This window comes from Olleya sp. NP1-10, assembly GCF_055804415.1.
In genome coordinates, this window is sequence record NZ_CM147840.1 from 2,775,103 (window position 1) to 2,800,484 (window position 25,382).

The 25,382-nt window shown below is 30.3% G+C and carries 25 protein-coding genes and 2 pseudogenes; 20 read left to right on the plus strand and 7 right to left on the minus strand.

Translation table 11 applies throughout. From position 1 onward, the window contains the following. Positions 1-5 precede the first annotated feature (5 nt). Positions 6-359: a 4Fe-4S dicluster domain-containing protein gene (locus AC0L4B_RS12990; protein WP_473437292.1), complete on the minus strand. Its 354-nt coding sequence runs from the start codon at positions 357-359 to the stop codon at positions 6-8. Between the two features lie 76 nt (positions 360-435). Between AC0L4B_RS12990 and AC0L4B_RS12995 the strand changes: the two genes are divergently transcribed. From AC0L4B_RS12995 to AC0L4B_RS13035, 9 genes and pseudogenes are all read left to right on the plus strand, one after another. Beyond that, on the plus strand, positions 436-1,497 hold the full coding sequence (locus tag AC0L4B_RS12995; protein ID WP_473437293.1) for an acyl-CoA reductase: 1,062 nt from the start codon (positions 436-438) through the stop codon (positions 1,495-1,497). A gap of 109 nt (positions 1,498-1,606) precedes the next feature. After that, a pseudogene (gene serC / locus AC0L4B_RS13000) lies at positions 1,607-2,667 on the plus strand (3-phosphoserine/phosphohydroxythreonine transaminase). 82 nt (positions 2,668-2,749) lie between these two features. Then, positions 2,750-3,706: a D-2-hydroxyacid dehydrogenase gene (locus AC0L4B_RS13005; RefSeq protein WP_054850928.1), complete on the plus strand. Its 957-nt coding sequence runs from the start codon at positions 2,750-2,752 to the stop codon at positions 3,704-3,706. A 120-nt stretch (positions 3,707-3,826) separates the two neighbouring features. Then, entirely contained in the window at positions 3,827-4,459 is a 633-nt protein-coding gene (locus tag AC0L4B_RS13010; RefSeq protein ID WP_473437294.1) for a DUF937 domain-containing protein, read from the plus strand. 102 nt (positions 4,460-4,561) lie between these two features. After that, positions 4,562-4,993: a DUF6146 family protein gene (locus AC0L4B_RS13015; protein ID WP_473437295.1), complete on the plus strand. Its 432-nt coding sequence runs from the start codon at positions 4,562-4,564 to the stop codon at positions 4,991-4,993. 36 nt (positions 4,994-5,029) lie between these two features. Continuing rightward, positions 5,030-5,521, plus strand: coding sequence for a DUF6787 family protein (locus AC0L4B_RS13020; RefSeq protein ID WP_473437296.1), 492 nt, complete (start codon positions 5,030-5,032; stop codon positions 5,519-5,521). Further along, a complete protein-coding gene (locus AC0L4B_RS13025) occupies positions 5,522-5,860 on the plus strand; it encodes a hypothetical protein (RefSeq protein WP_473437297.1) in 339 nt (112 codons plus the stop codon). 31 nt (positions 5,861-5,891) lie between these two features. Continuing rightward, on the plus strand, positions 5,892-8,291 hold the full coding sequence (locus AC0L4B_RS13030) for a TonB-dependent receptor (RefSeq protein ID WP_473437298.1): 2,400 nt from the start codon (positions 5,892-5,894) through the stop codon (positions 8,289-8,291). Between the two features lie 15 nt (positions 8,292-8,306). Next, positions 8,307-8,885, plus strand: coding sequence for a type 1 periplasmic binding fold superfamily protein (locus tag AC0L4B_RS13035; protein ID WP_473437299.1), 579 nt, complete (start codon positions 8,307-8,309; stop codon positions 8,883-8,885). 159 nt (positions 8,886-9,044) lie between these two features. Here AC0L4B_RS13035 and AC0L4B_RS13040 read toward each other — a convergent pair whose 3' ends face one another. From AC0L4B_RS13040 to msrA, 4 genes are all read right to left on the minus strand, one after another. Then, positions 9,045-9,695, minus strand: coding sequence for a helix-turn-helix domain-containing protein (locus AC0L4B_RS13040; RefSeq protein ID WP_473437300.1), 651 nt, complete (start codon positions 9,693-9,695; stop codon positions 9,045-9,047). Beyond that, a complete protein-coding gene (locus AC0L4B_RS13045) occupies positions 9,692-10,882 on the minus strand; it encodes an MFS transporter (protein WP_473437301.1) in 1,191 nt (396 codons plus the stop codon). Before AC0L4B_RS13045 ends, AC0L4B_RS13040 begins: the two co-directional genes overlap by 4 nt. An 86-nt stretch (positions 10,883-10,968) precedes the next feature. Further along, on the minus strand, positions 10,969-11,133 hold the full coding sequence (locus tag AC0L4B_RS13050; RefSeq protein WP_473437302.1) for a hypothetical protein: 165 nt from the start codon (positions 11,131-11,133) through the stop codon (positions 10,969-10,971). Between the two features lie 372 nt (positions 11,134-11,505). After that, complete coding sequence (msrA, locus tag AC0L4B_RS13055; protein WP_473437303.1) at positions 11,506-12,060, minus strand: peptide-methionine (S)-S-oxide reductase MsrA; 555 nt, start codon at positions 12,058-12,060, stop codon at positions 11,506-11,508. Between the two features lie 175 nt (positions 12,061-12,235). Between msrA and AC0L4B_RS13060 the strand changes: the two genes are divergently transcribed. From AC0L4B_RS13060 to AC0L4B_RS13100, 9 genes and pseudogenes are all read left to right on the plus strand, one after another. Next, the gene (locus tag AC0L4B_RS13060; RefSeq protein WP_473437304.1) at positions 12,236-14,689 is read left to right on the plus strand and encodes a DUF5916 domain-containing protein; all 2,454 of its coding nucleotides are present in this window, start codon (positions 12,236-12,238) and stop codon (positions 14,687-14,689) included. A gap of 59 nt (positions 14,690-14,748) precedes the next feature. After that, positions 14,749-15,408, plus strand: coding sequence for an ABC transporter ATP-binding protein (locus AC0L4B_RS13065; RefSeq protein ID WP_473437305.1), 660 nt, complete (start codon positions 14,749-14,751; stop codon positions 15,406-15,408). A 2-nt stretch (positions 15,409-15,410) separates the two neighbouring features. Then, positions 15,411-15,956, plus strand: a complete 546-nt coding sequence (locus tag AC0L4B_RS13070) for a CPBP family intramembrane glutamic endopeptidase (RefSeq protein ID WP_473437306.1) — start codon at positions 15,411-15,413, stop codon at positions 15,954-15,956. Positions 15,957-16,136: 180 nt separating this feature from the next. Beyond that, positions 16,137-16,283: a hypothetical protein gene (locus AC0L4B_RS13075; RefSeq protein ID WP_473437307.1), complete on the plus strand. Its 147-nt coding sequence runs from the start codon at positions 16,137-16,139 to the stop codon at positions 16,281-16,283. Between the two features lie 11 nt (positions 16,284-16,294). Beyond that, positions 16,295-16,807 (plus strand): annotated as a pseudogene (locus AC0L4B_RS13080) (DUF2400 domain-containing protein); the annotation flags it as partial. A gap of 52 nt (positions 16,808-16,859) precedes the next feature. Beyond that, entirely contained in the window at positions 16,860-17,630 is a 771-nt protein-coding gene (locus AC0L4B_RS13085; protein WP_473437308.1) for a TIGR02757 family protein, read from the plus strand. Positions 17,631-17,754: 124 nt separating this feature from the next. Continuing rightward, positions 17,755-18,456, plus strand: a complete 702-nt coding sequence (locus AC0L4B_RS13090) for a cupin domain-containing protein (protein ID WP_473437309.1) — start codon at positions 17,755-17,757, stop codon at positions 18,454-18,456. A 26-nt stretch (positions 18,457-18,482) separates the two neighbouring features. Further along, the gene (locus AC0L4B_RS13095; protein WP_473437310.1) at positions 18,483-18,920 is read left to right on the plus strand and encodes a GAF domain-containing protein; all 438 of its coding nucleotides are present in this window, start codon (positions 18,483-18,485) and stop codon (positions 18,918-18,920) included. A gap of 53 nt (positions 18,921-18,973) precedes the next feature. Next, the gene (locus AC0L4B_RS13100) at positions 18,974-19,675 is read left to right on the plus strand and encodes a sensor histidine kinase (RefSeq protein WP_473437311.1); all 702 of its coding nucleotides are present in this window, start codon (positions 18,974-18,976) and stop codon (positions 19,673-19,675) included. Between the two features lie 50 nt (positions 19,676-19,725). On the opposite strand, the gene AC0L4B_RS13105 is transcribed toward AC0L4B_RS13100, so the two are convergent. Both AC0L4B_RS13105 and AC0L4B_RS13110 read right to left on the minus strand, forming a co-directional pair. Beyond that, entirely contained in the window at positions 19,726-20,049 is a 324-nt protein-coding gene (locus AC0L4B_RS13105; RefSeq protein WP_473437312.1) for a DUF6799 domain-containing protein, read from the minus strand. Between the two features lie 105 nt (positions 20,050-20,154). After that, complete coding sequence (locus AC0L4B_RS13110) at positions 20,155-22,050, minus strand: M61 family metallopeptidase (RefSeq protein ID WP_473437313.1); 1,896 nt, start codon at positions 22,048-22,050, stop codon at positions 20,155-20,157. Positions 22,051-22,204: 154 nt separating this feature from the next. On the opposite strand from AC0L4B_RS13110, the gene AC0L4B_RS13115 reads away from it, so the two are divergent. Together AC0L4B_RS13115 and AC0L4B_RS13120 are read left to right on the plus strand one after the other, a co-directional pair. Then, positions 22,205-24,133 (plus strand): vWA domain-containing protein, encoded by a 1,929-nt coding sequence (locus tag AC0L4B_RS13115; protein WP_473437314.1) that lies wholly within the window; start codon positions 22,205-22,207, stop codon positions 24,131-24,133. Beyond that, complete coding sequence (locus AC0L4B_RS13120; protein WP_473437315.1) at positions 24,130-25,380, plus strand: dihydroorotase; 1,251 nt, start codon at positions 24,130-24,132, stop codon at positions 25,378-25,380. The genes AC0L4B_RS13115 and AC0L4B_RS13120 overlap by 4 nt, the downstream gene beginning before the upstream one ends. The last annotated feature ends 2 nt before the right edge of the window (positions 25,381-25,382 follow it).

The following is a 25,382-nucleotide window of genomic DNA, read 5'->3' on the forward strand; positions in this document are numbered from 1 at the left end:
ATAATCTATCCATTTGGATGCATAAACTTTTGTTTTCCTAACAGCACATCTTCAGTTTCAACATTGTCGTCATCAGGCACACAACAATCTACAGGACAAACCGCAGCACATTGTGGTTCTTCATGAAAACCTACACACTCTGTACATTTGTCAGGTACAATATAATATATCTCATCACTTATTGGTTCTTGTGCTTCATCTGCATCAACTTCCTTTCCGTTAGGCAATACTAAACTTCCGTCAAGACTTGTTCCATCTTTATATCTCCAATCGTCAGCACCTTCGTAAATTGCAGTATTAGGGCATTCAGGCTCACAAGCTCCACAATTAATACATTCATCTGTTATAATAATAGCCATATTGTAATTTTTCTTTTTGGTTTACTTAACTTTGTGGTACAAAAATAAAGCCAAAAAAGGTGTTATACAAATAATAATGAGCAACAAAGATTACATATTAGAAGCTTTTGTAAAATTAGGTCAGTTTATTAGTCAATTTTCTTCAGAAGGAATTACTAAAAATGAAACCATTCCACATAACGATTTATTTTTTGATGGTTTTAAACATCAAATCAAATTAGCCAACGAGTATAACGGTTGGTTTACACAAAAAAACATTCAATTTGCATTAGATGGTTGGAGTAAACAATTATCTGAAGACAACCTTAAACAATGGACTAAAGATTATAATTTTAGCGATATACAACCAAAAACTGTTGCTATTATTATGGCTGGAAATATTCCTATGGTTGGCTTTCATGACTTTTTAAGTGTTTTAATAACAGGTCATAATGTATTAGTCAAGCAGTCCTCTAATGACAAACATCTACTACCCTTTTTAGCTAAGTATTTAGAAACTGTAGCTCCAGAATTAAAAGGAAACATCAGGTTTACTGAAGATAAATTAGAAAATTACGATGCTGTTATTGCAACAGGAAGCAATAACACAGCACGTTATTTTGACTACTATTTTAAAGACAAACCATCAATAATAAGAAAAAACAGAAATTCGACAGCAATATTAACAGGTCAAGAAACCAAAGAACAATTAGACTTATTATCTGAAGACATTTTTAGATATTATGGTTTAGGATGCCGAAACGTATCAAAACTATTTGTGCCAAAAAATTATAATTTTGATGCGTTTTTTGAAGCCATGTACAAATGGAATCCAATTATTAACGAAGCCAAATACGCTAATAATTATGACTATAATAAGGCTGTATACTTAATGAGTGAATTTGACATGTTGGAAAATGGTTTTTTAATGATTAAAGAAGACCAAAGTTACGCATCACCAATTGCTACTGTTTTTTATGAATTTTATGATTCAACTGAAGCTTTACAGCAAAAAATTAAAACTGACAAAGACCTAATACAATGTATCGTAGCTAGTGGTTTTGATGAAAATGAAATTCCGTTTGGAAAAACTCAAAAACCTGAACTTTCAGATTATGCAGATGATGTAGATACCATTACGTTTTTATTAAAAATCTAGTTAATAAATTATTATATTCTTAACTTAAATTAATACAATAATTATCACCTTTGTTAATTGTAAAAAAATAAAACATAATTTCTGTTAAACAGAAACAAAATTTGTAACCATGCAAAGACATAATTTTAGCGCAGGACCATGCGTTTTACCACAAGAAGTATTACAAAAAGCATCACAAGCTTTATTAGATTTTGACAACGGTTTATCTTTAATTGAAATATCCCACAGAAGCAAGGCTTTTGTTGATGTTATGGAGCAAGCAAGAGCCTTAGCTTTAGAGTTATTAGGTTTAGAAGGTAAAGGATATAAAGCATTGTTTTTACAAGGTGGAGCTAGTACACAGTTTTTAATGGTAGCTCAAAATTTACTAGAAAAAAAGCTGCTTATTTAAATACAGGAACTTGGTCTGATAAAGCTATAAAAGAAGCAAAAATATTTGATGACATAACAGAAGTTGCCTCATCTAAATCAGCAAATTTTAATTATATACCAAAAGGGTTTGATATACCTGAAGATCATGATTATTTTCATTTAACATCAAACAACACCATATTTGGTACACAAATTAAAAACTTTCCTAAATCTCCTATTCCATTAGTTTGTGATATGAGTAGTGATATTTTTTCACGTACATTAGACTTCTCTCAATTTGATTTAATTTATGCTGGAGCACAAAAAAACATGGGACCAGCTGGTACAACTTTAGTGGTTGTTAAAGAGGACATTTTAGGAAAAGTTTCTCGTAAAATTCCATCAATGTTAGATTATAAAGTACACATTGACAAAAGTAGTATGTTTAATACTCCTCCTGTTTTTGCTGTATACACATCAATGTTAACCTTACAATGGTTAAAAGATTTAGGTGGAATTGCTGCTATCGAGAAAGAAAACGAGAAAAAATCTCGTTTAATGTATTCTGAAATTGATTTAAACCCATTATTTAAAGGGTTTGCTGCTAAAGAAGACCGTTCTGACATGAATGCAACCTTTACATTAACCAATGACGATTTAAAAGATACGTTTGACACCATGTGGAAAGAAGCAGGAATTAATGGTTTAAATGGTCACAGAAGTGTTGGAGGATACAGAGCAAGCATGTATAACGCATTGTCTTTAGATAGTGTAAAAGTACTTGTTGAAGTTATGAGTGAACTAGAAAGTAAAGCATAATTAACAGTTTTAAAAACTGTAATATTTAAAATAAATTAACTAAAGCTAAATATTAAACATTTTAGCTTTAAACCTTAAAAAAATGAAAGTATTAGCAAACGATGGTGTATCACAAAGCGGAATTGATGCATTAGAAGCAGCAGGATTTGAAGTCAGTACAACAACCGTTGCTCAAGAACAATTAATTAACTACATCAACGAGAAAAATATTACTGTACTTCTAGTTAGAAGTGCAACAACAGTAAGAAAAGACTTGATTGATGCTTGTCCAGAATTGAAAATCATTGGTCGTGGTGGTGTTGGTATGGATAATATAGATGTTGAATATGCTAGAGAAAAAGGATTACACGTCATCAATACTCCTGCAGCTTCATCACAATCTGTAGCAGAATTAGTATTTGCTCACCTTTATGGTGGTGTAAGATTTTTACATGACGCTAACAGAAACATGCCTTTAGATGGCGATTCTCAGTTTAAAAAACTAAAGAAAAACTATGCAAAAGGTGTTGAATTAAGAGGAAAAACACTTGGTGTTGTTGGATTTGGACGTATTGGACAAGAAGTTGCCAAAATTGGTTTAGGTGTTGGAATGAAAGTTATAGCTGCAGATAAATTTATTGAAGCTGCAGATGTTAAAGTAGACTTTTTTGATGGTCAATCTGTAAGTTTCAATATTAAAACACAATCTATGGATGAGGTTTTAAAGCAATCGGATTTTGTAACATTACATGTACCTGCACAAGAAGACTACATAATTGATAAAGCTCAATTTGACAACATGAAAGATGGATCTGCTATTATAAATGCAGCAAGAGGTGGTGTTGTTAATGAAGTAGAATTAGTTAACGCTTTAGAAAGTGGTAAATTAGCTTTTGCTGGTTTAGATACTTTTCAAAACGAGCCTACTCCTGCAGTACAATTATTAATGAATGGTAGAATATCTTTAACACCTCACATTGGTGCAGCAACCAATGAAGCGCAAGATAGAATTGGAACAGAGTTAGCTACACAAATTAAAAATATACTTTTAAACGGATAAATCATTATTTTTATCGATGTTTTGTAAAGTGTTTAATATATTAAAAGTCACATTGTTAAAATGTGGCTTTTTTTGTAATTTTAAAATATCAAATAAATAACCTATTAAACTTTTTATAAAATGGCAGGAATTTTAGACTTACTAAACTCAGATTTAGGAAAAACAATTATCAGTGGTGTTTCAGGATCAACAGGTACTGATCAAGATAAAACAGGAAGCGTATTAACTATGGCTTTACCTGTATTAATGAAGGCAATGGAACGTAATGCTTCAACACCAGAAGGTGCAGAAGGATTATTAGGAGCAATTAAAGGAAAACATGATGGTGGAATATTAGATAATTTAAGAGACCTTTTTGGAGGTGGAGTAAATGAAGAGGTAGTAAATGATGGTGATAAAATTTTAGGTCACGTATTAGGAACTAAAAGAAATGGTGTTGAGCAAGTTATTGGTCAAAAATCTGGATTAGAATCTGGTGCTGTTGGAAATATATTAAAAGTTGCAGCTCCTATTTTAATGGGTGTTTTAGGTAAACAAGCCTCGCAAAGTAATGTAAGTTCTACAAACGGATTAAGTGGATTATTAGGTGGATTACTTGGTGGTAGCGAAACTAAAAATGAACAAAGCTTTTTAGAAAAAATATTAGATGCAGATGGTGATGGTAGTGTAATTGACGATGTAGCAGGAATGGTTTTAGGAGGTTCTAAAAAAGGTGGACTTGGAGGTTTACTAGGTGGACTTTTCGGAAAATAAAATCCAAATTGTAAAGTATATATTTAAAAGCCAAACTTATGTTTGGCTTTTTTATTTGATACAAGTTTAATTATTTTGTATTTTTAATAAAAACATCTTGTTATGAAAAATGCACTATTTATATTAACTATCATACTAATAGCTTTTAGTTGTGGTTCGCCAAAAAACATAACTAATACAGATAAAGGTCCAGCACAAGTTGGAGATACTATTACACTTTCAAGTCAAGATACTGAGTATGATATAATAATTATAGAACCTGGTTTTAATGCTTGGTTAAACAGTATAGCCCAACCTGAAGGGTATTACTCGCAGCAATACTTAGAAAATAAAAACTTATTTTATGTTAATGAGTGGAATAGTCGTGTAAGACAACCACAACGCTTTAGTCCAAGTCTTTACGAATTAAATATAGACTATCAATCCAATATAAATTATGGCTATGAAGTTAACTATAAGCTGTATAACTACTTTGTTTACTTTCAAAATCGATACAAACAAAATCTTTTAGGTGGTCGGATTCCTCTTAATTAAAGGCTTTTCAATATATTTGCAACGACAAAAATTGAAATGAATACATTTAAAACACGTTGGGAAATCCAACAAAATTGGCAACTATTATTCCCTATTTTAGGTTTTTTAGCCCTAGCCTACTCTAGCTACAAATTAGCTAATTTATTAATTAGCAGTAATTTGTTGTTAGTTATCATCTGTACAATTGTGATTACTTTTGGTTTATTAAAATTTATTTTATTTCTTTTTAAAAAACTAGAAAACAAATGGAAAGTAGATTATAAATGGGAAATGATTCGCATTTTTATGGTATTTGCTGCTACAGGAAGTTCGTCTGTATTTATTGGACGACCAATAATTAAGTGGATTGGAATTACTAAAGAAAACTTAAATGTTTTCGTCTATTGGATATTATATATTATCATTGGCCTTATTTTTTATCAAATCTTATTGGTTTGCTTTGGCTGGTTAGCTGGTCAACATAAATTCTTTTGGGAGTTTGAAAAGAAAATGATTAGACGATTTGGATTAGGAAAATTTGTAGATTAATTGAAAAACAACCCACAAGAACAGCATATTATACTTAAATGTGCAGCTATAGTCTTACTTTTAGCTGTAATGCTTCCCTCTGTGGTTAAGTTTACGCATGTTTTTGAAGATCATAAGCACGAAGTGTGTACAGATTATTCAACTAATCATATGCATGAAATTGATTTAGAGTGCGAATTTTTCAAATTTAAACTCAATACACAATATTATACACTTTTAGAGAATTTCGATTTAATAATCGAAGACAACTACTCTAAAATTAACGATACATATTATAACTTTCAGTTTAATTATCAGCAATTATCCTACTCTCTTCGAGGACCTCCTTTTGTGGTTTAAAATAAGTGTTTTTTAAACTAATTTTTTTACAATGAAATATTTTATATCGATTTTGTGCTTCTCTGTTTTCAGTTTTGTACAAAGTCAAAATTGCAGTTCTACATTTTCTGGAGAAGTGCATGATTTTCATGATGGTACGCCAATAATAAATGCTACTATTTTTATTGAAAAGCTTAACAAGTATACTACTACTGATGTTAACGGACAGTTTTCTATTAATAACCTATGTAATGACCTCATTAATATAGAGGTTTCTCATTTAGCTTGCGAAACCAAAAAAATGGACGTAACTATTAATGGTGACACCTATTTAGAAATAAATCTAGAACATCATATTGAAGCGTTAAGTGAAGTTGAAGTTAAAGGTGTCAACACATCCAAATTAACTAAAACAACTCAAGAAACGATTCTAAAAACCGAAACTATTGACCGTTTTAGCTCGCTTAATTTAGGTGATGCTTTAAAACAAGTTAGTGGTGTATCTTCTATTAATACAGGTAGTACGATAGTAAAACCTGTTATTAATGGATTACATAGTAGCAGAATTATTGTTATGACTAATGGTGTTAGGCTTCAAGACCAAGAATGGGGAATTGAGCATGCACCAAACATTGATTTAAATACAGCAGGAAGTATTAATGTTATTAAAGGCGCAAATGCTTTAGCCTATGGTGGAGACGCTATTGGTGGAGTAATTGTAGTTAAGCCTTCAAAAATTAGTTTAAAAGACTCGCTTTACGGTAAAACAATTATTACTGGTCATAGTAATGGTAGAGGTTATAATCTAAACTCTTCATTAACTAAAACGTATAAAAAAGGTTGGTATTTAGGTGCTCAAGCTTCAATAAAACGTTTTGGTGATTTTGAAGCACCTGATTATAGCTTAACCAATACAGGTTTAAACACTAAGGGATATTCTGTAAATGGTGGTTTTAAAACTTTTGAAAAAGGGTTTAATATTTATTATAGTTATTTAAATAACGAAATAGGTATTTTAAGAGCATCACACATAGGAAACGTTAACGATTTAGTAAATGCTATAAATAGTCCTGAACCTTTAGTTACTGACGATTTTAGCTATGATATTAACGCTCCAAAACAAGAAGTAACGCATCAAGTCTTTAAAACCGAATTTTATAAACGTTTTAAAAAATTTGGACGTGTTGACATTCAGTACGACTATCAAAACAATCATCGCTATGAATATGATATTCGTGTTGGAGACGATAAAGATAAGCCTTCAGTAGATTTAACATTAAAAACGCATACTTTAAAAACTAATGTAAAATTAGATTCTAAAAGCAATGTGACCTACCAATTTGGTGTAAATGCAAGTTTTCAGAATAATTTTGCAGATCCAACAACTGGTGTCAGACGTTTAATACCTGATTATGATAAATATGATTTAGGTACTTATGTTATTTCGTCTTTAAGACTAAATAATGATATTAATTTAGATTTTGGCTTACGTTATGACTTTAATCAAATTGATGCTAAAAAATTCTATAGAACAAGTAGTTGGGAAAATTTAGGTTATGATATAGATTTTCCAGATCTTGTTATAGATGATTTAGGCACGCAATTACTAGTAAATCCTGTGTTAAATTACCATAATGTATCTGCTTCTGCAGGTATATCTTATCAATTAGATGACGATAGTAATTTTATTTTTAATTACGGTTTATCAAATAGAGCTCCTAATCCATCTGAACTATTTAGTGATGGTTTACATCACTCTGCAGCAAGAATTGAGTTAGGAGATTTACGTATTAAGCAAGAAACATCCAATCGTGTCTCTGGTTCGTATAACTATAAAAAGGAAGCATTGACATTAAACATTGAAGCATTTTATAATCACATAAGCGATTATATTTTTATAGAGCCAACAGGAACAACACAAACCATACGTGGTGCGTTTCCGGTTTGGAGTTATAATCAAACCAATGCTAGTTTATATGGATTGGATCTAACTGCTAATTATAGCTTTAATGACCAATGGTATATAAATAATAAATCGTCTTTTATTAAAGGAAAAGATTTAACTAGAAATGATGCTTTAATTGATATGCCTTCAACAAAAACCGTAAATAGTATTGGATATACTAATAAAAAATGGTTGAATTTAAATACCGAATTACAAAGCGAATTGGTTTTTAGACAGAACAATTATCCAAACAATAATTTTGAAGTTTATAACCCTACGATTGATGAAATGGTATTGGTAGATGTAAGTACTACACCTCCAACCTATCATTTATTACACTTACAAAGTAATATAACATTAAATATATCTGAAAAAACCAATTTAAATGTTGGTCTTAATATTACTAATATATTTAATACAGATTACCGAGAAAACCTGAATAGATCAAGATATTTTGCTGATGATCTAGGAAGAAATATTATGTTACAATTAAAATTAAACTATTAACACAAATCACAAACAATGAAAAATTTAAAACAATTATCACTTATCGTATTAGCAGCTATTGCATTTGTATCATGTTCTAACGACGATGATGCTACAGACAACCCAGTACCTGTAAACGAAGAGGAAGTGATTACAACTTTAACAGCAACATTAACTCCTGTTGGTGGAGGAACAGAAATTACTTTTGTATCTCAAGATATGGATGGTGATGGTCCAGATGATGCGGTAATTACAGTATCTTCTCCTTTAGCAGTTGGTACAACTTATGATGTAAGCTTAGAGTTATTAAATGAAACAGAAAGTCCTGCTGAATCAATTAATGAAGAAATTGAAGAAGAGGATGATGAGCACCAATTTTTTTACACAGCATCAGATGATGTTGCAACATTTGCTTATTCAGATTTTGATGGTGACGGAAATCCATTAGGATTAGAATTTACTTTAACAACTGCTGATGTTGCCTCAACAGGAAACATTACAATACAGTTACAACACTTACCAAACAAGTCTGCTGAAGGTGTAAGTGATGGAGATGCTACTAATGCTGGTGGAGAAACAGATATTATGGCTACTTTCCCTGTAGAAGTAGAGTAACCTCTATTATTTTATAAAAAAATATCCCGTAAAATTTTACGGGATATTTTTTTATAATCTATTTTGAAAATGGTTGGATTAACACCAACATTTTTTTAAAAAACCTAGAAAAACTACTAACCGAATCAAAGTCCAGTAAAAAAGCTAATTCTTTAGTCGTTATTTCGCTTTTAATAAGTCTTCTTTTGCTTCAGTTACTTGACGTTGTTGTATGATTTGCTTAGCTGTAAGATTTAATTTTTCTTTTAAAATTTGATTTAATCTTTTAGAGCTTATTCCAATTTGATTAGCATAGTATAGGGTTTTAGTTTGATTTAAGAACTCTGCTTCCATAAGTTCTAAAAACTGAAACACTCTTTTTTGCTTTAAATCTTGATCTAGAAACTGATTGTTTTGATATCTTATTAAATGTAAAATTAAGACCTTCAAAACTGTTTTAAACATTATATAAGAGGCTTCTTTATTATTATATTCAGTTTTAAGTAAACCTATAATATTTTGTATTTGCTTTATTTCTACTAATTTGTTTAAAATAAACTTAGGATATTTATTAAACAGTGACATGACATCTAAAGCATATTCTATATCATCTTCATCTATTAAATCACGTTCAAAATTTATCAGAACACCTTCAGATGTCGTAAAAACTTCATGTTTAAACACTTCGTTTAGAGGTTTAAAATGAATGATCATCTGGTTATTGCCTTCAAATTCAAAGTAAATTCCCATTGAAGTATCTGATAGTAATTGATTGTTACTTTCAAATTGTTCAATAATTATAATTTTACTATTCCACTGCTCTACCTTCATTTACTTTTAAAGTCTACTTCAAAAGTAAGAAGATTTTTTTCATATTTAATACTTAGATTTTTTTGAAAAAGAATAAATAAAACACTACCTATTATTACAGCTAATCCTGCTGAAATTGCATAGATTGCAATATAATTACTAGAAACATACTCTATAAATGTAGATAAAAATTGTCCTCCAAAAACACCCATTGAAAAAAGTCCTAGATTTTTACCTTGAGTTTTTAAAGTACTTGCCTCTAACATCATATGGTTTAATAACGGAATTGTGAATCCAAAACCAACACCAATAAAAGTAGCTGCCAACACCAAAAACGATAGAATAAATGTTGTAGATAGCACTAAATAACCTAACATAAAGAAAACAAAACCAATAGTTACTGTTTTGCTATCTCCAAAGGTATTTACCATTTTTGGCATTTGGCTTGCTGTAACAATAGCTATTAAAGATATAAAAGCCATTAAATATCCTGTTTCTGACTCTGTAAAACCAAAAGTATTAGGCAAGTATAATGGTAAGGTTACAAAACCAACAAAAAATAACATCATAGCTAAAAGTGACGCTATAAATATTAAGTTTACTTGTCTTGTGTTACTTTTATTTATGATTGTATCCTTTGTTATATTCTGTGATTTCAATTTAGCTTTCGGCAATGTTTTAACAACCAAAAACAAGCAAATAACAGCTACTAAATAAATATAAAAAGGAAATTGCCAATGTATTTGACCTAATACTCCACCAATTGCTAAAAACACCACACCTCCTAACTCTATAGACATGCCTTGCCAAGCTATCATTTTTATTCTAGCTTCTCCAGTAAAGAAATCTGCAATGTATGCTGTAACTGATACTTGTATAGCAACAGTTGCTGCACCAAGTAAAATACGATCTAATATTAATATATAATTATTGGTAATAAACACACCAATAAAACCTAATACTGCATATGGTATAAGTCCTAAACTTAAAAGTTTAATTGTACCTAGTTTAGGTAATAATCGTCCTATTATTGGTGCAAAAAGAACAACACCTAGTGAGGGTAAAGTAATTAACCAACTAGGTGAAAAATCTAAATTTTTATGTTGTGCAATACCTGATAAAGAAGGAGCAATAACTGTACCTACCATTATGGTTAAACTACTAACAAATAGTAGTGTAAAAATCCCGAAGTTTGATATCTGTTTCATATTACAAATTTCAGGTTATTGTCCAACTTAACGTTTACAATACATCTAATTACGTGTGCAAATATGGAAACAATTTTAATAAATTATTATTTAGTCATTACTTGATCTGATTTAGCTTGATCACTAAACACATAAGTATACAACCACATTAGGGTAAATGATGGTATAATATCTAAACCTGGTAAAGCTTCTTCTATAAAAGAAAAAACTGCTGCAATTTTACCTGTTCTTCCTTTATACAATTTAGTCATTAACCAAGCCGAAGCTGGAGCCCAAATAATATCAGAAAACTCTCCAATACCTGGTATAATAAAACTTACGTAACCTAAAGCATCAAAGATAATTCCTAAAAAAGTTTGGCGTATTTATTTGTGTTATTAATATTCATTTATAATATTTTGTATTTCTAATTAATAGAAAGCAAATAGTATTCCAAAAAAATCAGCCACATCATGATTATAACCTTGAGTTAAAAACTGCATTGCTTTTGCTGCACGTTCTAGTGTTTTTAAGAACCCCTAGTATTGACTATCTTAACCTAACTCTTGAATAATAACTTTATAACACTACTTAACATCTTCGGAGACTTACATGTTACATTCTTGAAATTTGAGCAAGGGATCTTAGATATGGTTTTCTTTTAATTTGTTACTGTAATATTGTTTCAATTTATTAATTTTTGGATCAATAACAAACTGACAATAAGAGGCTTCTTTATTTCTATCGTAATAACTTTGATGTACGTCTTCAGCTATATAAAATGGACCCAATTGGGTAACTTCTGTAACAATTGGGTCGTTAAATACGTTTTGGGCTTCAAGTAATTGTATAAAAGCTTCTGCTTTATCTTTTTGATCTTCTGTACTATAAAATATTGCAGACCTATACTGTGTACCAATATCGTGTCCTTGCCTATTTAAAGTTGTAGGATCATGTGTTGCAAAAAATAACTCTAAAAGCTCAGTATAACCAACTGTAGTGGCATCATAAAAAATCTGTATACCTTCAGCATGACCTGTTCTACCTGTACCAATCTCTCTGTAAGCTGGATTTTTAATAGAACCTCCTGTGTAACCAGAGACCACTTTTTCAACACCTTTTATACGTAAAAAAACTGCTTCGGTACACCAAAAACAGCCTCCTGCAAAAGTTGCTGTTTGTAAATTTTCTTCTTTCATTATATAAAAATAACCATTTACGAATAGCTTATGTTTATATAACTATAGACATAAGGAATATTTAACGTTTAATTAAGAGATTTTTTTATGTTCAAATATAGTTTTGCAAAATCATACTGTAACAATGTAAATAATAATTAGTCTTTAGTGCAGTAATCATCAACCAAAACATTAAATGAAATCTTTTTTTACTTTATTATTAGTCGCTTTTGTATCAATTCAAACGTTTGCACAAGTTAAACCCACGTATCAAATTAAACGTACAGACCATCCTCCTAAAATAGATGGAGTATTAGATGATAAAGCTTGGAGTGATGCCCAAATTGCAACAAATTTTACCGAGTTTAAACCTGATGTTGGTGATGTGGCTCCAGACAATAAAAGAACATCTGTTAAAATGACATATGACGATTCTGGAATCTACGTTGCAGCATATTGTTATGATGTAAAAGAAGACATCATGCGTCAATTTACACAACGTGATAATTTTGGTCAAGCTGATTTTTTTGGATTGATATTTAATCCCAATAACGATGCACAAAATAATACCGAATTTTTTGTTTTTAGCTCTGGCACACAAGCAGATGCAGTAGAAAGTCCAAATTATGGCGAAGATTTTGGATGGAATGCGGTTTGGGAAAGCAGTGTAACCTTGGTTGATGACGGTTGGATTGTCGAAATTAAAATACCATATCGTGCTTTACGTTTTACCCAACAAGAGGATCCAACTTGGGGAATTCAGTTTCATAGACATTATCGTAAAACTCGAGAACAAATGACTTGGAGTCCAATTGATGTTACCAAAGGTAACGCAGGACTTTATAACGCTGAATTAAAAGGGATTAAAAACATTAGCCCTCCTACAAGATTAAGCTTTTTTCCGTACGCTTCTGGATTAGTTAGTACTTTTAACGGTGAAACCGAAAGCGATTTTGCTGCAGGAATGGATATTAAATACGGTTTAACCGAAAATTTAACCCTAGATGCTACACTAATACCTGACTTTAGTCAAGCAGGTTTTGATGATGTGCAATTAAACCTTGGTCCTTTTGAGCAACAATTTTCTGAACAACGTCAGTTTTTTACTGAAGGTGTAGACCTTTTTAGCAAAGGAAACTTATTTTATTCAAGACGTATTGGAGATCGCGCTTCAGGAAGGTTAAATCTTGAAGACAATGAAACTTTTGAAGAATTTCCTGAAAAAGTACAACTATTAAATGCTGTAAAAGTTTCTGGTCGAACAAAACAAGGTTTAGGTATTGGCTTTTTTAATGCTATTACAGAAAAAACTACTGTAGATATTACAAATACTGAAACTGGTCAAAAACGTAGCCAAGTGATTGAGCCATTAGCCAATTACAATATTATGGTTTTAGACCAACAATTTAATAAAAACTCTGCTGTAACCTTAATTAATACTAATGTAACTAGAGATGGTGATTTTAGAGACGCTAATGTAACAGGACTATTGTTAGATTTAGTTAACAAGCGAAACACGTATGGAGCAATTGCAGAAGTTAAAATGAGCACTTTTAATGATGTAGCATCAAAAGATAATGGCTATACAGCAAGAGTTGGATTAGGAAAAAATAGCGGTAATTTACGTTATAGTGCGACTTATGATTATGCTGATGAAAACTATGATATTAATGATCTAGGTATATTATTTAGAAACAATTACAGTAATTTTAATGCAGAAGTAAGCTATCGTACCTTTGAACCAGGAAAAACCTTTAACAATACTTATTTTGGCACTTGGATAAATTACAACCAACTGGCTAATCCAAATACATTTACAGGTGCTAATACTGGTTTTAACTTTAATGGTCAGACTAAAACATTACACAATCTAGGTATAAATGGTAATTTTAATTTTGGTAAACAATATGACTATTTCGAACCTAGAAATGGCTTTGATAGCTATTTTATTACCGAAAACTACGCACAATCCAACGCTTGGATATCCAGTAATTACAACTTGTTTTTTGCTCTAGATGCTAATCTTGGTTACGGACGTTTGTTTAATGACACACGCAAAAATTTTAACAATATTTGGTTTGGTTTAAATCCAAGATTTAAATTTAATGATAAGTTTTTAATGGTATTAGGCTTTGACTATGACAACTATACAGCAGACAGAGGTTATGTAAATGGTCAAGATATTGACGATAGGATTATTTTTGGTCAACGTGATCGTTTAGATATGACTGCAAGTATTTCTGGTAGTTACAACTTTAACTCATTTAACGCTTTGACTTTAAGTTTCAGAAACTATTTAAGTACTGTAACTTATGATAACGACATGTATGTTTTACAGGATAATGGACGTTTGGAACGGTCTTCTATTTACACCAAAAACACTATAAATAGTGATCCTGATTACGATCCAGACATTAATTTTAATACTTGGAATTTAGATTTAAGCTACACATGGCAATTTGCACCAGGAAGTCAACTAACAGCTTTATATCGTAATCAGATTTTTAACTTATCTAACGACTCTGAAGCTAACTTGTTTGAAAGTACATCAGACTTATTTAAACAAGAACAACGCAACACTGTTTCATTAAGGTTAGTCTATTTTGTTGACTATAACGATATTAAAAACGTCTTAAAAAAACAAAGCTAACCCATTATTTGTTGTCTAATAATTTATAAAGTAGTAATTTCCGTTCTTTATAAATAACTATGATTAAAGCAAAAAATATACATAAACATTATGGAGATTTACACGTACTAAAAGGTGTTGATGTTCATATCAAAAAAGGCGAAATTGTAAGTGTTGTAGGAGCTTCTGGAGCAGGAAAAACAACTTTATTACAAATTTTAGGAACTTTAGACTTTATTGAAAATAAAAAAGAAAGTCAGCTAGAAATTAACGGTAAAGATATTACTGGTTTAACCGAAAAACAATTAGCACAATTTAGAAATCATCATATAGGATTTATATTTCAGTTTCATCAGTTATTACCAGAGTTTACTGCTATTGAAAACGTTTGTATTCCAGCTTATATTAAAGGGACTAATAAAACCGAAGCTGAAAACAGAGCTAAAGAATTGCTTGATTTTCTAGGCTTATCACATCGTTATAACCATAAACCAAGCGAGCTGTCTGGTGGAGAGCAACAACGTGTTGCTGTAGCTAGAGCCTTAGTGAATAATCCAGAACTGATTTTTGCAGATGAACCTTCTGGAAATTTAGATAGCGAAAGTGCTGAAAATTTACATAACCTATTTTTTAAATTACGTGACCAATTTGGACAAACCTTTGTTATTGTTACACACAATAAAACTTTAGCAAATTTAGCAGATCGTAAATTAACTATGGTAGACGGAAACATTATATAACTATGAAGCTATTATTTAACTCCATATTAAACTATGTTAAAAATCCGCGTTTAAAACAATTAAAACACGTTACAATATCTCAAAAATTAAGCATTGTTTTTACAGCAATTCCAATATGTATTTTATTAGGGTTAGGATTTGGACTGTTTATTGGTGCGCTTGAAAGTTTGGGTTTATACAGTCAAGATAGTCATGCAATTAGTAAATTAATGGAGAAAGAAACTCCTTTTACTATAATTTTTACTGCTGTTATTATGGCTCCTGTGATTGAAGAATTAATATTTAGAGGTCCTCTAACCTTATTCAGTACAAAGTATTTTAAAATAGCGTTTTACCTAATAGCTATTCTGTTTGGATATGTACACATTTTTAATTTTGAAATAACCTCACAAATATTGTTACTTTCTCCTTTATTAGTAGCTCCACAAATAGTTATAGGTCTAGTATTTGGTTACATACGCGTAAGATTAGGATTACTATATTCTATGCTTTTACACGCGTGTTACAATGGAGCTTTAATTATTCCTGCTGTATTATTATTAGAATAATTAAGAGTTTTAAACGCAACTAAAACTAATGTTTACTATTTTCTTGTTGTAAATAAAACGTATTTAGATAATTTACAATATGTTGAAATCTTTAATTTAACAGACAACACACAAATAACAACAAATGAATACTTTAGACTTCAGAATATACTGAAATTTTACAATCCATCTGAAACAAATATGAATCATCAAAAATCTCCAGATGATGTCTTATTCATTTTTAACGAAACAATTCCGTCACAAACAGAATTTAAGCTAACATTAACTATAGAAACTTCAAATAGCAATATCTTTACAACAACTTCAAATACATTTATCATTCTGTAACCAATTAATAAATGACACAGCAAGACCTTAAAGAGTTTCTTGATAGTAAAGTAGAACAATATAATACGCCACAATTTATTGACAGTGATCCAATACAAATTCCGCATTTATTCACTAAAAAAGAAGATATAGAAATTGCAGGTTTTTTAAGTGCAACTATATCTTGGGGAAACCGTAAAAGCATTATAAATAATTGTCATAAAATGATGGATTTATTAGGTCAATCTCCATTTGATTTTGTGATGAATCATCAAGAATCTGATTTAGAAAAACTTGAAACCTTTGTACATCGTACTTTTAATGGTACAGATTTTATAACGTTTATAAAAGGATTGCAACACATTTACACTAACCACAATGGTTTAGAAGCTATTTTTACAAAACATACAACTTCAAACAGTTTACAACAATCTATCCATCAATTTAAACACTCTTTTTTTGAAATAGAACACTTACCACGTACCCAAAAACACATTAGTGATCCTCTTAAAAATAGTGCAGCAAAACGCATTAACATGTTTATATATTCATAAAAGAGGGTTAATAAAATTACTTTAAGTTTACTACCTTTAGCGGATGAACCTAAGTAAAACAGACCTAAAAGAATTTTTAGATAATAAAGTTAACCAATATAACACTCCAGAGTTTATTGATTCAGACCCGATTTCAATCCCTCATAGATATGTTAAAAAAGAAGATATAGAGATATCTGGTTTTTTGGCTGCCACTATTTCTTGGGGAAATAGAAAAAGTATACTAAAAAATGCAAATCAGATGATGGAGTTGATGGGAAATTCTCCATTTGACTTCGTCATGAGTCACACAGAAGAAGACCTTGAAAGGTTGGACGGTTTTGTACACAGAACCTTCAATAGTCATGATTTAGGTTATTTTATAAAAAGTTTGAACAACATTTACTCAAATCATAATGGTCTTGAAAGCGTCTTCTCAAAGAATGTTTCTAATAACTCAACACAAAATGCAATTTCAGAATTCAAGAAAGTATTCTTTGAGATAAACCATCCAGCTAGAACAACTAAACATGTTAGTGACCCATTAAAAGGTTCTGCTGCCAAAAGAATTAATATGTTTTTACGTTGGATGGTAAGACCTAGTAACACCAAAGTAGATTTAGGGATTTGGACTAGCCTCACTCCTGCTCAACTATCCTGTCCTTTAGATGTGCATTCTGGAAATGTAGCACGTAAATTAGGTTTATTAGATAGAAAACAAAATGACGGAAAAGCTTTAACCCAATTAGACAATAGTTTAAGACAACTAGATGCAACTGATCCTGTTAAATATGATTTTGCATTATTTGGTTTAGGTGTATTTGAAAAATTTTAATGCTTTAGACATAAGTTAATTTTAATATAAATATTGCTTAAAGTAATTAAGTTTAGTTTGTATTTATTAAAAAAAGATTAACTTTAACTATAACCACCCTTCTAATAGAATAAATAATAATTTTATGAAAAAATTGTATCTACTTAATATAGTTTTATTACTTACTATTTTAAGTTGCAAAAATAAAACCGAAACGAAACAAAATACAGAAACAACAGTTGTAAGTAACAATACTACTACAGTAAAAAAAGAATTAAAATTTACCAACGAGCAATTTTATGATGATGATGGTAATTTTTTAAAAGAAAAGGCAAAAGACGCATTAATAGAATTATTAGAATTTCATGATTATCCAATTTTTGAAGGCTTGAGAGACAAAATATGGTTAACAGATTACAATAAAGGTAATTACGCAGAATTAGGTCTAGCTTCTGTGATGTTTGTTAATGATGAAGAAGACAAATACATGTTAATGGATATATTTTTATTACCAGGTCAAATGTTAGGAGAACATATGCATTATGCTGCTAAAGGTAATCCTGCAAAATTGGAAGGTTGGTTGATTAGACACGGTAAAAGCTATGTTGCAGGAATCGGAGAGAATAACAGAGACCAATTCCCACAAGTTGTAGTCCCTAAGTCGCATTGGGATGGTAAAGTAACAACCAATCATATTATTGAAGTTAACGAAGGTGGTTTTGCTAAATTACAAAAAGTAGAATCTCCACATTGGCAAATGGCTGGACCCGAAGGTGCTGTTATTACTGAAGTTGGTAATGTTCATACTAACGAAGGTGTTAAACGATCTGATCCAACTATGAATTAAATAAAAAGTAACAATCACTTGATAATATGATAATACCTGATTATCCAATTAATGAAATTGAAAGACAATCTGAAGTCAACAATTACAAATTAGTGGACACCTTACCAGAAAGTGATTTTGATAATATTACTAGTTTATTATCTACAATTTTTGATGTTCCTATTTCATTAATTACCATTTTAGACGCAGATCGTAATTTTTTTAAATCTCATTATGGACTAGATTTTAATGAAACACCTCGAAACACTTCATTTTGTAGTCACGCTATATTACAAGATGACATTTTTATAGTCGAAGATGCTAGAATTGATCCAAGATTTAAGGACAACCCTATTATTGAACTTTATCAAACAATCTTTTATGCAGGTGTACCATTAATTACCAAAAATGGTTATCCTTTAGGTACATTATGCATCTACGATCATAAGCCTAGACAGTTATCTGACACACAAAAAAAGTATTAAAAACTATAGCAAAACAGGTAGTTAATTTATTTGAATTAAGACTTAATAACAGATTGTTAGATCAAGCTAAACAAGAGTTAGCAGACCGAAATAATGAACTTAATAAGTTTGCTAGCCACGTATCTCATGATTTAAAATCTCCTTTAGCAAATATTACCTCCTTAACTGGCTTTTTAAAAGAAGAAAGTGAAAATACTTTTACAAAAGAATCTACTGAGTTTCTTAATTACATTGAAGACTCTGCCAAATCTTTAAAAAACTATATTGACGGAATATTAATTCATTATAAATCTAACGAGTTATTAAAAGAAGACAAAAATTATATAAATGTAAATGATTTATTTAAAGAAATACAACGCATACTTTTGTTAGATGATAACCAATTAAAAACAACAATTTATAGCAATCAAATTTTTACTAATATTGCTGCTGTTACACAGGTCTTAATAAATTTGGTTGATAATGGCTTAAAATATAATAACAAAGCTAATCCTGTTGTTTATTTAAGCTTTACTGAGGATCAAAAATACTATTCATTTACTGTTAGGGACAATGGTAATGGTATTGACAACCAACAACAAGAAAAAGTGTTTGAATTGTTTAACAACAATAACCAAATAGATGTTAAAGGTAAAAAAGGCACAGGCATTGGCTTATTTACAGTTAAAAATTTGGTCAAAAAACTAGGTGGTCATATAACTATTGACTCTGAATTGAATAAAGGAAGTTCTTTCACCTTTACAATAGAAAAATAAAAAAGCCTAATCATTAGATTAGGCTTTTTTTGTTAATTTGAAATCATATACTATGATTGCTTCATGTATTTAATAAGCTTTTTATTTAGTGTTTCTTGATTCTTATATAACGTACCACTCATCCCTAAACATTGTCCATCTTTAAGTTTCAAGGTTTTATCATCAGTTATATAAGTTCCATCAGTTTTTACTAACGTTCCGTTGTTTAATTTTAACTCTTTACGCAGCTGCTCAACACCTGTTGCAGTGTAATGATACACTTTGCTATCTAAAAGTATAACATAGTTTGCATCTTCAATTTGTTTAGCGTCTTGAGCTTGTACTGTGCTTAATCCTAATAATAAAGCAAAAGCAATCATAATAAAATTTTTCATTGTAATATTTTTTTAAGTTTGTATCTTAATTAAAATGTAAGTATCTACAAATCATTGTTTAAAATTAAACATTTCAATTTTTGCGCCAAACTATTTAATAAATATTTAGCCTTTTAACCAAGCTTGTCTTGTTGCTTTTTGAGTAGCTGTTGCGTCAGGATTCTCCTTTAATTTGGTTCCTGTTGTATAAGACTGTGTTAATTTAGTTTTGATAATAATCTCTTTTCCTGCTCTATCTAAAACCACATTAATATCTTTTCCTGGTTGCCACATATACATATTAGTTAATATTTTTTGTGCTGATCCCATAGTTAAAGCTTCTCCATCAACAGACTTTATAACATCACCTGGTAACACGCCATTTTCTGCCCAAAAACTATTGTCTTTTACAGCTTCACTAAAAGGAATGGTCATTGTTTCACGATTTGGAGTAAAAATTAAAGCTCCATCGTTTTGAATATAATTAGTTTTTACACGACCAGAATCTAGTTTTAAGCCTACTTTTTCAAAATAAACTGAGTAGTCAATTGGTGTACCTCCAACAACATGAGTATTTAAAAACTCACCAACACTTGGGTAAGTCATTGCAATAATTTCATCAATTAATTTATCGTCTTCAAATGGTTTGTTTTTACCATATTTGTTAGATAATTCTTTCATTAAAGATAAAATACCTCTGTTACCGTTACTTTCTTCACGCATAATAATATCAATACACATACCTATTAAGGCTCCTTTCATGTACACGTTATAATATTGTGGCGCATAAGGTTCGTCCAAAACATTTTCACTCATTTCGGTAAAACTCATACTGTCATCTAAGTTAGCAGAAGTTTGAATTTTAGCTAAAATATCTCCATAAAATTCTTGATTATCTACTAAACCTTGATCGACTTGAAATAAAGTAGCAAAATATTCAGTCACACCTTCATACATCCATAAATGCTTAGAAAATGTTGGTTGATTGTAATCAAAATAGTGTACATCTTCAGAGTGCACACTTAATGGTGTTACAATATGAAAAAACTCATGAGAAACAACATCTATCATGCTTTCGGCTAAAGCTTCAAAAGGAGAATCTTCACTTAAAACTACAACTGTAGACGTATGATGCTCTAATGCACCAAATCCTTTAGGTGATTCTGGCTTTCCTTCAGATAAATATAAATAGATATCATATCTTGGTGTGCTATTAACGTCACCTAAATATGTTTTTTGAGCTTGCATCATTTTTTCCATTACTTCTTTAATGCTAGCTGCTGTATGTACTTTGTTAGGCGAGTAAACGCTTAATACAATTTTAATATCTCCAACTTGAAATTCTTCAACATCTAATTCTCCATAAAACATTGGATTATCAGTAATGTCAAAATAACGTGGTGCAAAATAACTTGAAGTTGCTAATTTACCATCCTCACTGGTTGTTTTACCTGTTTCTTGCAATGCTGAAGTACGTTTAAAGTCTGCTGGTGCAGTAACATCTAAACTATATTGACTATCCTTAAGGCTATCAAAATAACCAATAAATCCGTGTAAATTTAAAACATAGTTTGTAGGTTCGATATTTGTTCCAGCAGGAGAAAATGGTACCTCTCCTCCTATTCCACCACCAGAATTAGCTTCTTGATCAAATGTATCGTTTGCAAGATATGTAATGTAGTCTAATTGTGTAGCATTTGTTATAGTCCAAGTGTTAGTATCTACTTTAGTAGCTGGCAACTCGTTACCGTTATAATCAAAAGCTTTAAAATCGTCAATATATTTTCCAAAATCACTTACAGAGTAAGTACCTTGTACGACTCTTGGCAGTCTATAAGTTACGGTTTGCGTGGTAAAACGTCCTGGATTAATGGTAACAGGAGCTTTATCGTTAATGACTTTAGATAAGTCAATGGATGTTGCAATTGGAGTTTGTGACGCTAATTTGTCGGTTGTTTGTGTACTTTTACAACCCACTAATAAAAGTCCTGTTGCTAATGTAGTTACTAATAGTTTTTTCATTGTTAATTATTATGTTTGTTAATGGTCTTACCTATAGAGACGCTTAAAAGTATTATTTGTTACATAATATAAACATTAAGATTTTGTTAAAATGTTATTTTGGGAATAGCCATTATATAAATGCAATTATTATCTTTGACAAACTTTAAAATTAATGCAGTTTAAAAATCCAGAACTTCTTTACGCGCTTTTCTTACTGCTCATCCCTATTATTGTTCATTTATTTCAGCTTAGAAAGTTTCAGAAAGAATACTTTACTAATGTTGATGTGCTTAAAAAAGTACAATTACAAACTCGTAAAAGTGCTACTATAAAAAAATGGTTAACACTTTTAACACGTTTATTGTTATTAGCTGCTATTATTATAGCTTTTGCGCAACCCTATACTTCAAAAATAAAAGCTTTTAATACCACCAAACAAACCGTTGTCTATCTTGACAACTCGTTTAGTATGCAAGCTAAAGGCGATAAAGGTCCATTATTAAAACGTGCTATTCAAGAGTTAATAGAGACGCTTCCAGAAAACCAAAACCTGTCAATAGTCACTAATACAGACACATATTTAAATACGACCATTAAAGCTATTAAAAACTACTTATTACAACTTAATTATTCTTCTAATCAATTAAGTTATAGTGCTGCTTTACTTAAAGCTAGCAAAACATTTAACAATCAAGATAATACCGTAAAAAATTTAATTTTTATTTCAGATTTTCAGCAAAAAGACTCGGATTTCACTATAAAAAAAGACACAAATATTATTGTAAATTTAGTGCAATTAAAACCTGAAAACACAAGTAATATAAGTATTGATAGTTTGTATATTTCTAAACAAACAGCCAGTAATACAGAATTATCCGTTATATTAAAAAGCAATAGCAAGTCAGAAGTTATTTTACCGGTTTCAATTTATAATAATGATAATTTATTATCCAAAGCAACTGTAGATTTAAACAAAAAAGCGTCTACTGTATTTACTATTCCTAATGATCAAATTATAAAAGGGAAAATAACTATTGAAGACACACAGTTACAATTTGATAACAGCTTATATTTCAATATAAACTCGCCTTCAAAAATTAATGTTTTAGCCATTAGTGATACCAATGACACTTATTTAAGTCGAATTTTTACAGAAGATGAATTCATTTTTACTACAAAAACTACAAATACGCTAGATTACAGTCTTTTTGACTCACAAAATTTAGTGATTCTTGATGAAATTGAAGCTTTGCCAGAAAGTCTAACAACTGCTCTAAAAGCTTTTGCAGACCAAGGAGGTTCGGTTGTTTTTATACCAAATGCTAACGGAAACCTTAATAATTACAACACCTTTTTACAACGTTTTAACTTTGCACCTTTTAGCGCAATAAACGCCAACCAAAAGCGCATTACAACCATAAATTATGCACATCCACTGTATGCAAATGGTGTATTTGAAAAACGAGTAGATAATTTTCAATATCCTAAAGTAAATCACTATTTTCCGCAGGTCAATCTAAAAGCAACACCTGTTTTACAGTTTGAAGATAACAAACCTTTTTTGTCACAAAACCAGTCTGTATATGCCTTTTCTGCTCCTATCAATAAAGACAATTCAAATTTTAAAAATATAAATTTAATTGTTCCAACGTTTTACAACATAGCAAAGCAAAGCTTAAACACAACCAGATTGTACTACACTATTGGACAAAATACTAGTTATGATGTGGCTACAAATTTACAGCAAGATGCTGTATTAACTTTGGTTAATGGTAATGACAAAATCATCCCAGAACAATATTATTTTAATAATAAAGTCCTTATCAAAACTAATGATATGCCAGAATTAGCAGGTATTTACGATATTAAAGATAAAACCAAAATATTGGAAAATGTAAGTTACAATTACAATCGTACCGAGAGTAACTTAAGCTACCTTAATCTTGATAATTATAATAACGCAACAGTCAGTAACTCGATTACCTCTGTTTTTGAAAACATAAATAACGATACTAAAGTTAACGAATTATGGAAATGGTTTGTAATTTTGGGACTCGTGTTACTAATTTTAGAAATGCTCATCTTAAAATACTTTAAATGAACGCCTTAATAAAAACAGCAACAATAATTGATCCTTCTAGCAAATTTAATAACCAAATTTGCGATATTTTAATCGAAAAAGGTAAGATTACTAAAATTGCTAAAAGCATAGATAATACTAACAATTACAAAACTATAACCTTAGATAATTTACACGTTTCAAAAGGTTGGTTTGATAGTAGTGTTAGTTTTGGAGAACCTGGTTTTGAAGATAGAGAAACCATTGCTAATGGATTAAAAACTGCAGCAAAATCTGGATTTACAAGTGTAGCTGTACAAGCCAACACAAATCCAATTATAGACACCAATGCCAATGTAGCTTTTGTCTTATCTAAAGCACAAAACAATGCAGTTAACTTACTACCAATAGGTGCTTTAACTAGAAACAGTGAAAGTATTGATTTAGCTGAATTATTTGATATGAAAAACGCTGGTGCTGTTGCTTTTTCTGATTATAAAAAACCAATAAGTAATCCTAATTTATTAAAAATAGCGTTGCAATATGCAAGTAATTTTGATGGCTTAGTTTGTTCTTTTCCTATTGAAACAAAAATATCTGGAAAAGGAATTGTTAATGAAGAATTAACGAGTACATCTTTGGGTTTAAAAGGAAGTCCAAATTTAGCTGAAGCTATGCAAGTGGCTAGAGATTTATTTTTACTTGAATACACGGAAGGAAAACTACACATACCAACCATTTCAACCGCTGAAAGTGTTGCACTAATTAGAGAGGCAAAAAGCAAAAAACTTGATGTAACCTGTAGTGTTGCCATTCATAATTTATGCTTAACTGATGATGTTTTAGTTCAATTTGACACCAATTACAAAGTCAATCCACCTCTTAGGATTAAAAAGGACGTTGATTCCTTAATTGAAGGTTTAAAAGACGGAACCATTGATATGGTAACCAGTGATCATAATCCAAAAACAATTGAAGACAAAAAAGTAGAATTTGATCATGCTGCTTTTGGTACCATTGGACTTGAAAGTGCTTTTGGAGCTTTAAACACAGTGGTTTCTACTGAAAAAGCTATTGAATTATTAACACAAGGAAAAACAAGGTTTGGCCAACAAACAAATAGCATTAAAGAAGGTGAAGTAGCAAACCTAACTTTGTTTAATCCTGATATAAAATACGCTTTCGCGGAAAGTGATATCGTTTCAAAATCTAAAAATAGTGCCTTTTTGGGTCAAGAATTAAAAGGAAAAGCTTACGGAATAATCGCAAATAATAAAACAGTATTATAATA